General features: G+C 64.3%; 11 protein-coding genes. 4 read left to right on the forward strand and 7 right to left on the reverse strand.

The window, feature by feature from the left end; all coding sequences use genetic code 11:
• Positions 1–12 precede the first annotated feature (12 nt).
• Positions 13–2,064, reverse strand: coding sequence for an XrtA/PEP-CTERM system histidine kinase PrsK (prsK, locus tag CLU93_RS25500; protein WP_099763892.1), 2,052 nt, complete (start codon positions 2,062–2,064; stop codon positions 13–15).
• Positions 2,061–3,449: a TIGR03013 family XrtA/PEP-CTERM system glycosyltransferase gene (locus tag CLU93_RS25505; protein WP_099764597.1), complete on the reverse strand. Its 1,389-nt coding sequence runs from the start codon at positions 3,447–3,449 to the stop codon at positions 2,061–2,063. The genes prsK and CLU93_RS25505 overlap by 4 nt, the downstream gene beginning before the upstream one ends.
• A gap of 203 nt (positions 3,450–3,652) precedes the next feature.
• Here CLU93_RS25505 and nadB point away from each other — a divergent pair, with 203 nt between their 5' ends.
• The gene (gene nadB, locus CLU93_RS25510) at positions 3,653–5,266 is read left to right on the forward strand and encodes an L-aspartate oxidase (protein ID WP_099763893.1); all 1,614 of its coding nucleotides are present in this window, start codon (positions 3,653–3,655) and stop codon (positions 5,264–5,266) included.
• A 155-nt stretch (positions 5,267–5,421) separates the two neighbouring features.
• Here nadB and CLU93_RS25515 read toward each other — a convergent pair whose 3' ends face one another.
• The 5 genes from CLU93_RS25515 to CLU93_RS25535 are packed head-to-tail and all read right to left on the reverse strand — an operon-like array spanning position 5,422 to position 11,923.
• Positions 5,422–6,783 carry a toxin-antitoxin system YwqK family antitoxin gene (locus tag CLU93_RS25515; protein ID WP_180287942.1) on the reverse strand — a complete coding sequence of 454 codons (1,362 nt, stop codon included), beginning with the start codon at positions 6,781–6,783 and terminating at the stop codon, positions 5,422–5,424.
• A complete protein-coding gene (locus CLU93_RS25520; protein ID WP_099763895.1) occupies positions 6,768–8,114 on the reverse strand; it encodes a toxin-antitoxin system YwqK family antitoxin in 1,347 nt (448 codons plus the stop codon). The genes CLU93_RS25515 and CLU93_RS25520 overlap by 16 nt, the downstream gene beginning before the upstream one ends.
• Positions 8,115–8,123: 9 nt before the next feature.
• Positions 8,124–10,481 (reverse strand): hypothetical protein, encoded by a 2,358-nt coding sequence (locus CLU93_RS25525; RefSeq protein WP_099763896.1) that lies wholly within the window; start codon positions 10,479–10,481, stop codon positions 8,124–8,126.
• Positions 10,478–11,236 carry a PP2C family serine/threonine-protein phosphatase gene (locus tag CLU93_RS25530; protein WP_099763897.1) on the reverse strand — a complete coding sequence of 253 codons (759 nt, stop codon included), beginning with the start codon at positions 11,234–11,236 and terminating at the stop codon, positions 10,478–10,480. Before CLU93_RS25530 ends, CLU93_RS25525 begins: the two co-directional genes overlap by 4 nt.
• Positions 11,237–11,239: 3 nt before the next feature.
• The gene (locus CLU93_RS25535) at positions 11,240–11,923 is read right to left on the reverse strand and encodes a vWA domain-containing protein (RefSeq protein WP_099763898.1); all 684 of its coding nucleotides are present in this window, start codon (positions 11,921–11,923) and stop codon (positions 11,240–11,242) included.
• 277 nt (positions 11,924–12,200) lie between these two features.
• Between CLU93_RS25535 and CLU93_RS25540 the strand changes: the two genes are divergently transcribed.
• The 3 genes from CLU93_RS25540 (at position 12,201) to CLU93_RS25550 (ending at position 13,993) form a co-directional block, all read left to right on the forward strand.
• A complete protein-coding gene (locus CLU93_RS25540; protein WP_180287943.1) occupies positions 12,201–12,932 on the forward strand; it encodes a helix-turn-helix transcriptional regulator in 732 nt (243 codons plus the stop codon).
• 185 nt (positions 12,933–13,117) lie between these two features.
• Complete coding sequence (locus CLU93_RS25545) at positions 13,118–13,567, forward strand: hypothetical protein (RefSeq protein ID WP_099763900.1); 450 nt, start codon at positions 13,118–13,120, stop codon at positions 13,565–13,567.
• A 33-nt stretch (positions 13,568–13,600) separates the two neighbouring features.
• Positions 13,601–13,993, forward strand: coding sequence for a hypothetical protein (locus CLU93_RS25550; protein WP_099763901.1), 393 nt, complete (start codon positions 13,601–13,603; stop codon positions 13,991–13,993).
• Positions 13,994–14,006: the final 13 nt, after the last annotated feature.

The raw sequence follows: 14,006 nt of genomic DNA on the forward strand, positions 1-14,006 counted from the left end.
GGCACTCCCTTGCTATGCCGCATGCAGCGGCAGGATCACGCGAAACGTCGTGCCCACTTGCGGCTCGCTGCGCACTTCCAGGCTGCCGCCCACTTCGCGCAGGTATTCGCGACTTTCGAACACGCCGATGCCCATGCCCGCCGTCTTGGTCGTGTCAAACGGTTTGAACAGGCGCTCGCGGATGAATTGTTCGCTCATGCCCTGGCCCGTATCGTCGAGTTCGACCACGGCCGTGTGCTGCTCGCGCCGCAGCCGCACGTCCACCGTGCCATCGCTGGCCGTCGCCTCGATGGCGTTCTGGATCAAATGACCGAGCACGCGCTCCAGGCGCGCGCGGTTGGCCAGCACCGTCAGCTCGCCATCGACGATTTCCAGCCTGGGTGCCGGCGCCAGGCTGGCCTTGGCGGCCACGGCCTGGCGCAGCAAGCCGTCGAGCTGCAGCGGCGCCGGCGCTTCCGGCGCCTCGCCGCACGCCAGCTTCTGCAGCAAGGTCTTCATTTTCTGCACGGAATGCTCTAACGTACCCAGCATGTCTTCCTGGAAGGCTGGATTGGCACGGTGCTTTTCCGCATTGCTCAGTAGCAGCGACAATTGAAACACCAGGTTTTTCAAGTCATGCACGATAAAAGTGGACATGCGGTTGAACGAGTCGAACTGGCGCGCCACCGTCAGGGTATCGAGCGATTCGCGGTGCGCGAGGTAGCTGGCGGCCTGGCTGCCGGCAATTTTCAGCACGTCGCGGATTTCCCAGTTCAGGCCGATACGCGTGCGGGGCCGCGCCAGTGCGACAAAGGCGAACAGCTGGCCATGCAGCATCAGGGGCACCAGCAGCCACACGTCGGGCAGCGCCAGCAGTGCCGGCGGCAACTGCAAACCACCGTACTGGAGCGGGTTTTGCTGGCAGTCGGGCACGTCGATCACCCATAGCCTTGCCTCCAGGAACTGGCACAGGGGGCTGGAGGCCGGCTCGCTCCACGTGCTTGGTGGCCAGTTCCAACTGGCGGCCGGGGCAAACTGGCCCTGCTCGCGCAAGATCCACAGCGCGCCGGCGCGGCTTTCCACCAGCTGCGCCATGGCCTGTATCGTGCGTTCGCCCAGGGCCGGTCCATCTTCGGACAAGGCGCGGGTAAATCTCAGCCATTCTTCGCGGTAATCGAAGATGGCATTGTAAAAATGTTTATTGATATAAACCTTGAGCTTGGCGCGCAAGCTGCCGGAAAACAGCACGCCCGCCAGCAACAGGGCTGCGCCGCCCAGGTAAGCCATCTGCATCAAGGAGCCCCAGGTGCCGCCGAAATAGCGCAAATAATAGGCGCTGGCCGCCATGGCCAGCAGATAGATGGCCGAGCCCAGCAAGGCGGCCGAGCGGTACAGCATCTGGCGCGAGACGGACAGGCCCAGCGCCCAGCCGGGATTGCGCGCCGCCGACACGGCCAGCAGCGGCGCGCACAGGGCGTCGACGATGCCGCGCGCGGCCCAGATGTCGTCGTTGATCGCGCGAAACAGCAAGGCATCGCTGTACAGATAAAAATCGTAGGCAAACAAGCCGCCCACGCCCAGGCAGGCGAACTTGATGCCCCAGCGTTTCAGGGGCGGCGTGTTGCGGTACCACTGTTCCACCAGCAACATGCCCAGCACGGCCAGCAGCAAACGGCTGACGCTGGCGATGATGCGCGCCGGCAAAGGCAGCGCCAGCCACGACGAGGCCAGCGCGGACAATGCGGGCGCCAGCGCCGTGAGGACGATGCCCGCCAGCACCAGGCGCAAGCGCGGACGCGACGGTTCGATCAGCAGCAGCAAAAACACCAGCCAGGCCAGGGTGCGCAGCAGTTCAAGCGCATCGCCGGCCAGCGCGATGCGCTGCCCCAGCAGCACCAGCACCACCGTGCCCGTGGCCCAGCCGCCCGTCGCCAGGCAAGCGACCAGCAAGGCGCGCACATTTTGCCGCGCACGCCAGTTGCTGATGAGCAGCAGTGCCAGCACGAAGAAGGCCAGCGACGCCAGGCCATGGCTGAGCGCCGCCGCGTCGGCCGCCGCCAGCCAGTCTGACTGCGACCGCATCATCGGCTGCCCTTGCCAAACAGCACCACCTGCACCGTATCGAGCAAGATCAGCAAGTCGAGGAACAGGCTGTTATTTTTTACATAATACAAATCATATTGCAGCTTCTTGACGGCATCGTCGACGGAGGCGCCATACTGGTAGCGCACTTGCGCCAGGCCCGTGATACCCGGCTTGATGCTGTGACGGATGTTGTAGTAAGGCACCTGCTGCTTCAGTTGCTCGACAAAATAGGCGCGCTCGGGGCGCGGCCCCACAAAACTCATTTCGCCGCGAAACACATTGAGCATCTGCGGCAACTCGTCGATGCGCAGTTTGCGAATGACGTTACCCACGCGCGTGATGCGCGCATCGTTGGTCTGCGCCCAGATGGGTTTGCCGTCGCGCTCCGCATCGCAGCGCATGCTTCGAAATTTCAGCACATTGAAAGGCAAGCCATCGCGCCCCACCCTTTCTTGCTGGTAAAACACGGGGCCGCCGTCTTCCAGGCGGATGCACAGGGCCGTCACCAGCATCACGGGCAGCGCCGCCAGGCAGATGATGCTGCTGGCCGCCAGGTCGAACAAACGTTTCGAGGCGGCGCGGAAAAAACTCTGGTCGAAGCCGCCGCCATAGATCAGATAGCTCGGTTGCAAGGAATCGATGCGGATCTGGCATGCTTCGCGCTCGAAAAACGTGGCCGCGTCGATGACCTTGACGCCGCCCAGCGCGCATTCCAGTAGTTGCTTGGCAGGAAAAGCACCATTGCGCCGGTCGCTGACGGACACGACGATCTCATGCGCCGCGTGGCGCTGGGCCATGGCCAGCAGCGACGGTTCGGCCGGCAACAAGGCAGAGGCCGGTACGCAGCATTGCTCGCCTGCCACATCGATGCAGCCGACGACGGTAAACTGGTGGAAACCGATCTTGCTCGCCGCCAAGTCCATGCACTCGCGCGCCAGCGCCCCGCCACCCACCAGGATCAGCCGGCCTTCCATCAGCGCCGATTGCGAGGATTTGAACACCACCAGGCGCGCCAGCAGCACGCCGATGGCGCCCAGACCGAAGATCAGCACGCTGCCGCGCCCGAAATGCAGGGACGGGACGAAACGGATCAAGACGCTGAGCACGGCAAAGCCCAGCGCGAACGACGGCAGGATGCGCAATAGCGTGTTGCGGATGTCTTCGCGCGAGCGGTGCTGGTACATGCCCAGCGCGCTCATGCTCAGCACGATGACCAGCGCAAAGATCGTCGACGACAGGTAAATCTCGCCCACGCGCAGCACGCGGCTGCCGTCCGCCAGCCACAGCATTGAGGTCAGGGTGGCCGATAGCAGCAGGATCAGGATTTCCAGCAACAGCAATATAAACGCTGTTTTCGAGACATAATGGCTGAAGATGCGGATCATGGAGGCCTCCTGCGGCAAAGGCAGCGCGCCGCGCACAGGGCGGCTTGCTGCTGTCTTGCCATGATGGCGAACTGTTCCGCGAAGACATTGATGCGCCACAAGCTACGGCCCCAGCTATCTTTCGCTTGCAGAATTTATCTCAACACATTACCGAATGAGGGGAAATGGCATATAGTATGCTTCCCCTAAAAGAGATGAATGTCATGAAATTTGATGTAGCGATTGTCGGCAGTGGCCTGGCGGGTTTATCGGTTGCACTGCATTTAGCTGAAACGCGCACTGTCGCGATCATTTCCAAACGCGCGCTGCTCGATGGCGCCAGCAACTGGGCCCAGGGCGGGATCGCGGCCGTGCTGGACTCGGGCGACAGCCACCAGCAGCACATCGAAGACACCCTGATCGCCGGCGGCGGCCTGTGTGACGAGAGCGCCACGCGCTACATCGTCGAGCACGGCCGCGAAGCCATCGAATGGCTGATCGAGCAAGGCGTGCCATTTACGCGCGACGCTACGGCCGAGCTGGGTTTTCATTTGACCCGCGAAGGCGGACACAGCCAGCGCCGCATCATCCACGCGGCCGACGCCACGGGGCACGCCGTGCAAGTGACGCTGGAAGAAAAGGTGCGCGCCCACCCGAACATCAGCCTGTTCGAACACCATTGCGCCATCGACCTGATCACCTCGGACAAGCTGGGCATGAAGCCCACCCAGCGCAACGCGCAACCGCATTGCCACGGCCTGTACGTGCAGGATGAGCAAACCGGTAAAGTACTGACCTTTGCCGCCGAGCACACCGTGCTGGCCACGGGCGGCGCCGGCAAGGTGTACTTATATACCACCAACCCGGACACAGCCAGCGGCGACGGCATCGCCATGGCCTGGCGCGCCGGCTGCCGCGTGTCGAACATGGAATTCATCCAGTTCCACCCGACTTGCCTGTACCACCCGTATGCCAAGTCTTTCCTGATCACCGAAGCCATCCGTGGCGAAGGTGGCTTGCTGAAACTGCCGCCTGAAGCGGGCGCGGCAGCCGGCACGCGCTTCATGCTGGCCCACGATGAGCGGGCCGAACTGGCGCCGCGCGACGTAGTGGCGCGCGCCATCGACTTCGAGATCAAGAAGCGGGGCCTCGACTACGTGCACCTGGACATCAGCCACAAGCCGGCCGCATTCCTCATCGAGCACTTCCCCACCATCTACGCGCGCTGTCTGGAACTGGGCATCGACATCACCAAGCAGCCTATCCCCATCGTGCCGGCCGCCCACTACACGTGCGGCGGCGTGGTAACGGACTTGGCGGGCCGCGCCGACTTGCCAGGCCTGTACGCCGTGGGCGAAACAGCGTGCACGGGTCTGCATGGCGCGAACCGCCTGGCGAGCAATTCCTTGCTCGAATGCATAGTCATCGGCCGCGCCTGCGCGCAGGACATCGAAAGCAAGGAAAAGCTGGGCACGCCGTACCTGCCCGACTGGGATGAAAGCCGCGTCACGGATGCGGACGAGGAAGTGGTGATTTCCCACAACTGGGACGAGCTGCGCCGCTTCATGTGGAATTACGTGGGCATCGTGCGCACGACCAAGCGCCTGGAACGCGCCCAGCACCGCATCGCCCTCTTGAAGGAAGAAATCGACGAGTACTACCGCAACTTCCGCATCACGCACGACTTGCTGGAACTGCGCAACCTGGTCGACGTGGCCTCGATGATCGTCAACAGCGCCTTGTCCCGCCGCGAAAGCCGCGGCCTGCACTTCAGCCGCGATTATCCGGAAACCTTGCCGAAGGCGATAGCCAGCGTGTTGACGCCACCGCACCGGTAATGCCGGGCATCTCGGCCCTGGCCAGTTTGTGAGCCAATAGCACTACCGACCCCACAGGCAAAGAGCCGGAGGAAGCCCCATGGAACCCCGGCAAAGGCCGGGGTCGTACCCTCAGGGTACGACCCCAGTCATTGTCTTTGGGTTGAATTGCGCCCTCACTGCTCCGGCATGTCAAACTCAATCCCATCTTCCGTGTACGACATCCTGCCAGACGCCCCGGTACATTCCCCCTGCGCCACATCGGCCACATAGCGGCATTCGCTCTCCAGCCCGCCATCCGCGCGCCAGTGCCGCGTCCAGCCCTGACGTTCGCCATCGACATATTCGATCAGCTGCCTCGGCTTGCCATCGGCATACCAGGAACGCAATGCGCCCTCCTCGCGCCCGCCCGCGTTCCACTGTTTGTGCACGATCAATACGCCGGCACGGCTGAAGCGCTGTTCGCTGCGCAACACATAGTGGTCGCTGTGCGTGCGCTTGCTGGCGACCTTGCCGTCAGGATAATATTCGACGCTCTCGCCGGCAGGCTTGCCGTCCACGTAGTTGGCGCTGCGGTGCACCTTGCCATCCGGGAAATAGCTGGTGCTCGGCCCCGTCTGGATGCCGTTGTCATACTGGCTGCGGCTTTCCACGGTGCCATCGGGATAGAACAACAGCAGTTCGCCCTCCGTCTGGCCCTTGACCTGGGTCATGCGCGTGCGCAGCTTGCCATCCTGGTCGAAGGTTTCCACCAGGCCATCGGCGGGGGCGCCATTGCGGTAGGTGCGCGACTCGATCAGCTTGCCATTCTGGTGATAAGTCTGTTCCTCCCCCTCCTGCACGCCATTGCGCCACGTGTTGCGCATGGAAACCTTGCCGTCCGGGTGATATAGGGTCTGCACTCCCTCCTGCAAGCTGCGTCCCTCGCGCGCCACCTGCATCTCGACTTGTCCATGCGGGTAATACATGCTGTAGTTGCCCACCAGCTTGCCGCGCAGGTAATCGGGATCGTTGACCTGGCCGATCAGCCGCTTCGGCTCGCCTTCGCGCACGTGATAGATCTCGACTTGCCAGGTGCCCGGCGTCTTGCCTGGCGGCAGCGGCAGGAGCAGCGCATAGCGCGCCTGTTCCTTGATTTCGCCGCGCGTCAGATTGTGATTCAGGTACAGGCGCGCCTTGCCGTCGGCACAGGCTTGCGGCTCGCATCCGCCCAGCTTGCCAACTTCGGGCATGCTGAACGCGCCAGCACCGCCTGGCGCGGGACAGGATTGGATACGCATCAGCAAGGGCGTCTTGTCGCGGATCAAGGGAGCCAATTGCTGCTTCATGGCAACATACTGATCTTCATCCAGGCGTACGGAAACGGCATTCATCAGCACCTGCCTGCCGCCGCAGCCGCTGTCGCTGGCGAGGGTCAGCACATCGCCGTCGGGCGTCGCCTTGATCGCGGTGACTATTTGCCGCTGCTCAATCTCAGCGTGGGCCAGCGCCGGCAACAGCAGCATGGCGCCAAACAAATATTTCAAAGTGCGCGCCATGCCTGCTCCTTGCGCTGCAGTTCCGGCGCTGGCGGCGCTTCGCCGCAGTCGCCCTGTGCCTTGCCGGCCACATACCGGCATTCATTCTTCAGGCTGCCATCCTCGCGCCAGCTGCGGCTCCAGCCGTCGCGCCGGTCGTTCACGTAGTCGATGGCTTGCTCGGACTTGCCGCTTTCGTACCACGAGCGCGACGTGCCCTGCTCGCGCAATTGCGCATCCCAGCGTCGTTCCAGCACCAGCACGCCCTGGGGGCTGTAGCGCTGGATACTCAGCAGCCCGCCTTTGTCGCCATACTGCTGGCGACTTTGCACCTTGCCGTCCGGATAGAACTCCAGCGCTTCACCGACCGGCAGGTCGTTGACCAGCGCCATGCTGGCGCGCACGGCGCCATCGGGATAGTACTCCGCGCTGCTGCCATTGAACTTGCCCTTGCTCACTTGCGTGCGGCCCGCTACTTTTCCATCCGGGAAATACGTGAGCAATTCGCCTTCCATGCGTCCCTCGCGCAGCACAAAACTGGTACTCAGCTTGCCATTCGCGTCAAACGTCTGCACGGGACCATCCACACGCTGGCCGTCGCGGTACACGCTGGCCTCGCGCAGCTTGCCCGTGGCGTGATATTGCTGGTGCGTGCCTTCCGGCAAGCCGTGACGCCAGTTGCCACGCGATTCCAGGCTGCCATCGGCACGATACAGACTGGTGACGCCATCCTGCCGGCCCTGCCCATCCTGCGCCACCTGTTTCTCGACCTTGCCGTCCGGGTAATACGAGACATAGCCGCCCACCAGTTCCCCGGAGGCATAATCGGCCTTGTTGACGTGGCCGGACAGGCGCAGCTTGTGGCCTGCCACGCCGTAAACGTCCACCTTCCATGTGCCTGGCAGCTTGCCTTTCGGCAAGGGCAACAGCAGCACATTCGGTGCTTTTTCTTGCTCGATGGGGAAGAAACGTTCGTGCAGGTACAGCCGCGCCCGGCCATCGGCGCAGGCCGCTGGCGTGCAGGCGGCGATCTGGCGCACGATGGGCACGCTCACATCGTCCGGGCATTTTTTCAGGGTGACGAGCATCGGCGTCTTGTTGCGAATGTGCCGGGCCAGATCGGCTTTCAGCGCGTCGTACGGCGCCTCGTCCAGGTTCACCGAGCGGGCATCCATGCGTATCTGCTTGCCGCCGCAGGCCGTCGTGCCCGCAATACTGAACACATCACCGCCTTCGCTATCTGGTTCGGCCGCCATGGCTGTCACTACCAGGCGCTGCACGATGTCCGCCTGCGCCATGCCTGGGCACAGCAAGCAGGCGCCCAACACGGCGCATATTGTCTTGATTTTCATGCTATTCCTTTAATTTTCCGCCGTGACGGCCACGCCGCCCGGCACGAAGCTGACCCGGCCATCGCGGTAGCGCACCAGCACCACCACCTCGGCATCCCGCAATTGACCGTGCTGCACGGCCGGCAGGTAGGTCCAGCGCTTGACGCTATCGAGCAGCACCTTGTTGAGCATCGGCTCCATCGGCAACTCGGCCGCCGCATAGGTCAGGGTGCCGTCGGCCGCGATGGTCAGGGTCAGGCGGTTTTCACCCGTTGCGTGCTTTTCGTCCAGCACGCCATACGCAACCGTCGTCATCGTCTCGCGCTGTACTCTGCCGACCTGGTCCCGCAAGGGCGGCAAGGCCTTCAGCCTGGCTGCCAGCAGCGCGCCCTCGGCCAGTACCTTGTCCCAGCGTTTCTGGTAAGCGCCCGGCTGCGCCAGACGCAGCACCTTGGCGTTCAGATCCATGCGCTGCGTCATGCGCGCCACGCCATTGTCGGCCGGCTGACCCGGCTCGGCCGGCAAGGCATGCTCCACGGCGTAGCGGTAAGCCGTCAGTTGCGCCAGCGCCACCAGATTGACGGCATCGCCCTCGTCGCCGCCGCGCAGCTGCGCCGCGGCCGCGATGCCGAGCCAGGCCGTGCCATCCGTCGGGTGCGCCCACACGGCTTGCTCGAAGTACTGGCGCGCCGCCTGCGGTTCGTTCAGGCTCAGATGCATGCGGCCCATCGCCGCCGCCACCAGATGGTCGCGCGGGTTCGCTTGCAGCAGGTCAAGATAGGTCGCGACCAGCCCCGGCTCATAGCCGGGCACCCAGCCCAGGCCCTCCAGCAACGAGGCGCGCAGCTGCGCCTGCGTGCGGTCGACGCCGTAGTCGGACGGCTTTTCCTGGCCGGAACGGTACAACAGTTGCAAGCCGCGCGTGACGGCGTCATCGTCGCCCTTGCTGATCGCTTGCGACAGGCTGCGCACGGCCTTGCGCGCATCGGACGGCTGGAAACCGGCCGTCTTGCGCGTGCGCCAGCGAAATACTTCCAGGCCAGCCGCCTGCTCGGCCTGCGCCTGCAAGCTGGCCTTGGCCTTGGCTTCATCGGGCGACGAGGTCCAGGCCGTAAAGCCGATCAGGAACAGTACGATCAGCAGCACCACCACGGCCCAGCCCTTGCCCGTGATGCCGCCGCCAGTATTGCCCGCCACTGGATTGGCGGCGGGCGCCTGCCCCGGCGCAGTATGATGCGCACCGTGCGCGCCGCGCGGGCTGCGCTGCGGCGGCAACGATTGCTGTTGCAGTTGCATCTGCTGCGCCTGCGCCGAGGCTTGCCCGGCCGCGACGATGACCTTGTCGCGCGCGCAGGCGGCGCAACCCTGGCCGGCAAAATGCTGGTGTTCGGGATTCACGGCGCAAACGACCAGCTTGCCGCCGCTGCGCTGTGCAAAGCCACGCAACAGCTGTGCCCAGTCGGCCGCCGACGGACGCTGCGGTTTGGGGGATGGAGAAAACGCGCGGTCGAACATGGCGCGCAGCTCGGGTGGCATCAGCGCGTGGCCGCTGGTGGCGTTTGGCGCCAGCTGCTTGTGGCGTTTGACGCCATACGCATAGCAGCCGTCGCGGATACGTCCGGGAATATCGGTCGCTACTTGGGCATTGCCGGGCCGCCCGCTGTACGGGTGGATGCCGAAGTTGAGCAATTGGAAGATGACGACGGCCAGCGCGAAGCGGTCTTGCGCCATTTCCGTGCCCGCCGGCATGCCCTTGCGCTGGAATTCCGGCGCCAGGTAGTCGGCTGTGAATTGCTCGGCAGGAAAGCGCTCCGCATGGCCCTGGATGCTGAAACCGTCGCAGTCGAGCATGGCGATGTACAGCGAATTGCGGTAAAAGCGCAGGTTCACGGGTTTCAGATCGACCACGTAATGCTGCTGCTGGTGCAGCGCATCGATGACGGCGGCCAGGTTGGCGGCCAGGGTCAGCTTGGGACCGAGCCCCGTGGGCAGGCCGGCCGCGCGCGCCTGGCGTTCCTGCATGATCTGTTCCAGTTCGGCCGTCTGCGCCATGTCCAGCAGGGGCATGACGAAACCGGCAAAGCCGCCCTGGCCGTCGAACACGGCCGCCTGCGGCCATGCGATCTGCACGTAGCGCTTGCCGTTTTCCACTTGATCGGGCAACTCGGGCGACAATTCCAGCATCGCTTCGAGCTTGCGCCGGTTGGCGGCCCGGTCCAGGTGCGGGTGGTACAGCTTGGCGACCTGCGCAGGCGCGCCGGGCAACAGATACACGCTGCCCGCGCCGCCGCTCTTGACGAGTTTGCCCAGCACCAGCGTACGGACTTTATCCAGCCAGATCTTGCCGCCCGGACTCAGGCCCGGTGTCCCGCCCTGCTTCTGGCTCATGCGCGCAAGGCCAGCAGCAGGGTCTTGTCATCGCCCGTGATCTGGTGCGTGCGCGGGTCGGCCAGGGTGGATGCCAATGCTTCATTGCCCAACTCGACGTTGTCGACCGTGCGCAGATAGCCTTGCACGGCATCCATGAACGGCGCATACAGCGAACCATTGTTCTTGCTCATGGCAAAGGGCATGCAGCCGTCCGACATCAGCACCACGCCGCGCACGGACTGGGGAATGGGCAACAGGCGCAACTGTTCGCGCCAGCGCTCGCCCGACAGAAAATAGGTTTCGTTGGCGTATTCGCCATTCGAGGGCAGCGAGATCAGCTCCTTACCGTCAGCCAGCTGCGCCACGCCCAGGCCATCGCCCAGGTGGAAAAAGAAGCCGGCATCTTGCCCCATGACCACGCCCACCACAGTAGAAGCGTAGTCGTCCAGGGTGGCGTTGGCGGCGCGGGCGATGTCGTCCAGCGCGGCGCGGATTTGCGCCAGCGTGCCCGCCAGCGCGCCGTCGTGCAAGTCCTGCACGCTGGCGCCCTGCTCCAGGCGGCCGGCCAGCGCCTGCACGGTTTGCGCGGCCACAAACTGCGCGCCCTGCTCGCTGAGCCTGGCCGAACCGGCGCCATCGCAGACGATGGCCACCAACACGCCGCTGACTACCGCGTGCGCGTGCGCATCCTGGCAAGGGATGGCTTTATCCAGGTGCGCCTTGCCCGTGACGGACGCGCCGAACACGCGCCAGGTATTCTGTACTGCGGTCATGGATCAGGTGCTTACGACGGACCAGCCGTCCGTCGAAGCCAGCTGCGCCTGCGCGCCGGGACGCGACTGCGACACCACCTGCATGCTGGCGCTCAGCCACAGGAACAGTTCGCGGAACTGCAAGCCTTTCAGCTGCTTCACGCCGCGCTCGCCACGGCTGGAAAACTGCCCCAGGGTATCGATATTCGCGTGGTCGCCCACGGCGATGGGGAAGATCGCCACTTTATTCGCCTGCTCGGCCGCGCGCGCCTGTTCGGCGCCATGCTGCCATTGGTCCGTCGGCTCGCCGTCCGACATCAAAAACAGCCATGGCCGCGTGTACGCCACGCCAGCGGCGCGGAAGCGCTGCTTTTCCTGCTCGATTTCGGCCAGCGCCAGTTCCACGGCCGCGCCGGTCGGCGTGGTGCCATTCGCCTCAAGGCGGGGCGCCGTGAAATCCATGGCGTCGCACCAGTTGCTGGCCACCACCGCTTCATCGTGGGCGCCATATTGAATCACCAGGATGCGCACGCGCTTGGCGGCGATCACGTCGGACTTGAGTTCCTGTTCCAGCAAGGCCAGGCCTTCGTTGAGCAGCGAGACGGGTTCGCCATCCATGCTGCCGGAACAGTCCAGCACCAGCACCAGCGGCGTGCGTTGTTCGGTATTGTCGACCAGGGCGACGTCGGGAATCATTATTGAACTCATGGGCAATCGGAAAATGTGAAATCGGACATAGTGCGAATCTTACATCATGGCCGCATTTTTGCCGCGCGAGTTTCCTACAGAACACTATCCAGGCAGATTTGCGCAAACCATTGCAGCACCGATATCTTTGTACTATCTTGATAGCTGCCCAGGACAGATGACAGCGACCAGACCTTCCTCACAAAGGTGGGGCCGATCGCTGCGCAACACCGCCCTTACCCAGCTCCGCACTTGCACGCCTGCGGCACGCTGATGTCATCAGGAAATGGGGGCAAGCATGGGTACAGCTACCGTAACGGATGTGGGCAAACTGATCGGCGCCCTGTACGACTCGGCCTGCGGCACAGGCGACTGGCCACTGCTTGACAGCGCTGGCCTGAGCGGCCAGCAATGGCAGGAGCTCCTGCCGCATCTGCAACGCGCGCTGTGCCTGCAGCAGCGCCTGCGCGAGGCGCAACTGGCCAGCCACTGCGCGCTGGCAGCGCTCGACGCCATGGGCGCCGCCGTGCTGGTGCTCGATGCCAACCTCGGCCTGCGCTTCGCCACCCCCGCCGGCCACGCCCTGCATGCGGCGCAACTGGAACACGCCGCCCCGCCCGCCCTGGTGCGCGCCGTGCGCCTGGTGATCGCCAGCGCCGGTGGCGCGGCGCAATGTCAGTCGCTGCGCCTGGCGCGCAAGCAGCAAGCGCCGCTGGCCCTGACTCTCACCCCGCTTGCCGCTTGCCAGCCCGCCTGTGCGCTGCTGATCGCGCGCGACCCCGCACAAGCGGGCACGTCAGTCCCTGCCTTGCGCCAGCTGTTTGACCTGACGCAAGCCGAAGCGCAGGTCGGCAAGGCGCTGGCGCAAGGGGCCACCATCGAGGAAATCGCCGCCCGAAGCGGCATCAGCGTCAACACCGTCAAGACGCATTTGCACCACACCTATTTAAAGACGGATACACGGCGCCAGGGCGAGCTGATCGCCCTGATCCACGGCGCAACGGCGCACCTGGCCGTACTCGATGCATGAGGCCGTGTCATCCGATCGGATGATGCGCGGTGCAACTTGCCTGCCTACACTGGCAAGACCGGTAGGCCGCACCTTGCCAGTGTGACCACAGCGTGTGCGGACCAGCCGGTTCGGTTTCCCTGGCACCCACATCAACATCGCCGCGCCGGCAGCGGACGGCACCAATTTCAAGGATGGGCTGGAAAATGAAAACATGGATCCTGGCCGGCACCCTGGGCGTCTGCGCCCTGCTGGCAAATGCGCAATCACTACCCGACAGCCAGACCGTCACCATTCCAGGCGGGCGCCTGCAGACGATCGAACTGCCGGCCCACAGGCACTTCATGAGTGCGGAAATGTTTGCCCCGTTCCGCGGCGGCTATGAGCTGTCGAATGGCCAGGTGCTCCACCTGCGCAATGCGGGCAGCATCGGCGCCATCATGTATGCGCGCATCGATGAGCAGGACGAACACCGCATCCTCGCCAGCAGCAGCAACAGCTTCGTGGCGCTCGACCGACAACTGGCCATGCGCATCGACTTGCGCGACGATGGTAGCGTGGGTGGCGAAGTGCTGATGCGGGTGCCGGCCGAAAAACTGGCCAGCGGCGCCATCGTGCCAGCCCACGTGCAAAGCATGAGCCTGGCATCGCGCTAAGGCGGCAAGTTGCATTCCACATGGGTGACAGCCATGAGCAAACAGTACTCTGTCCAACAGCAAAACGCGCAGACCCAGGCCACCATCAAGCAGACGGCGGCCTGGTGGCGCGCGCGCCCCTTGCCCGACGCCTTGCGCCAGTGCGCCGCCAGCCATGGCGTGGCGCTGGGCACGGCCCTCATGCTCGACCTGCAACTGGCCTGGCCCGGCATGCCCGCCGTGTACGGCAAGCTGCTGAGCGCTGACGGCCACTTCATCCATTTCGAGATGGACCTCGACGACAACTTGCGCCCCCTGTCCGGCAGCGTGGCGTGGAACGACATCAGCGCCGGCTACGACCTGGCCGCACACAAACGCGGCACGGGCGTGGGTTATGGCGTGCTGTGCAAGCAGGTGCTGCAGGAATTGAATCACTGCGCGTCCTAGCGGAACGGCTGCC

It is taken from the genome of Janthinobacterium sp. 35, from assembly GCF_002754575.1.
Taxonomy (GTDB): Bacteria; Pseudomonadota; Gammaproteobacteria; order Burkholderiales; family Burkholderiaceae_D; genus Janthinobacterium; species Janthinobacterium tructae.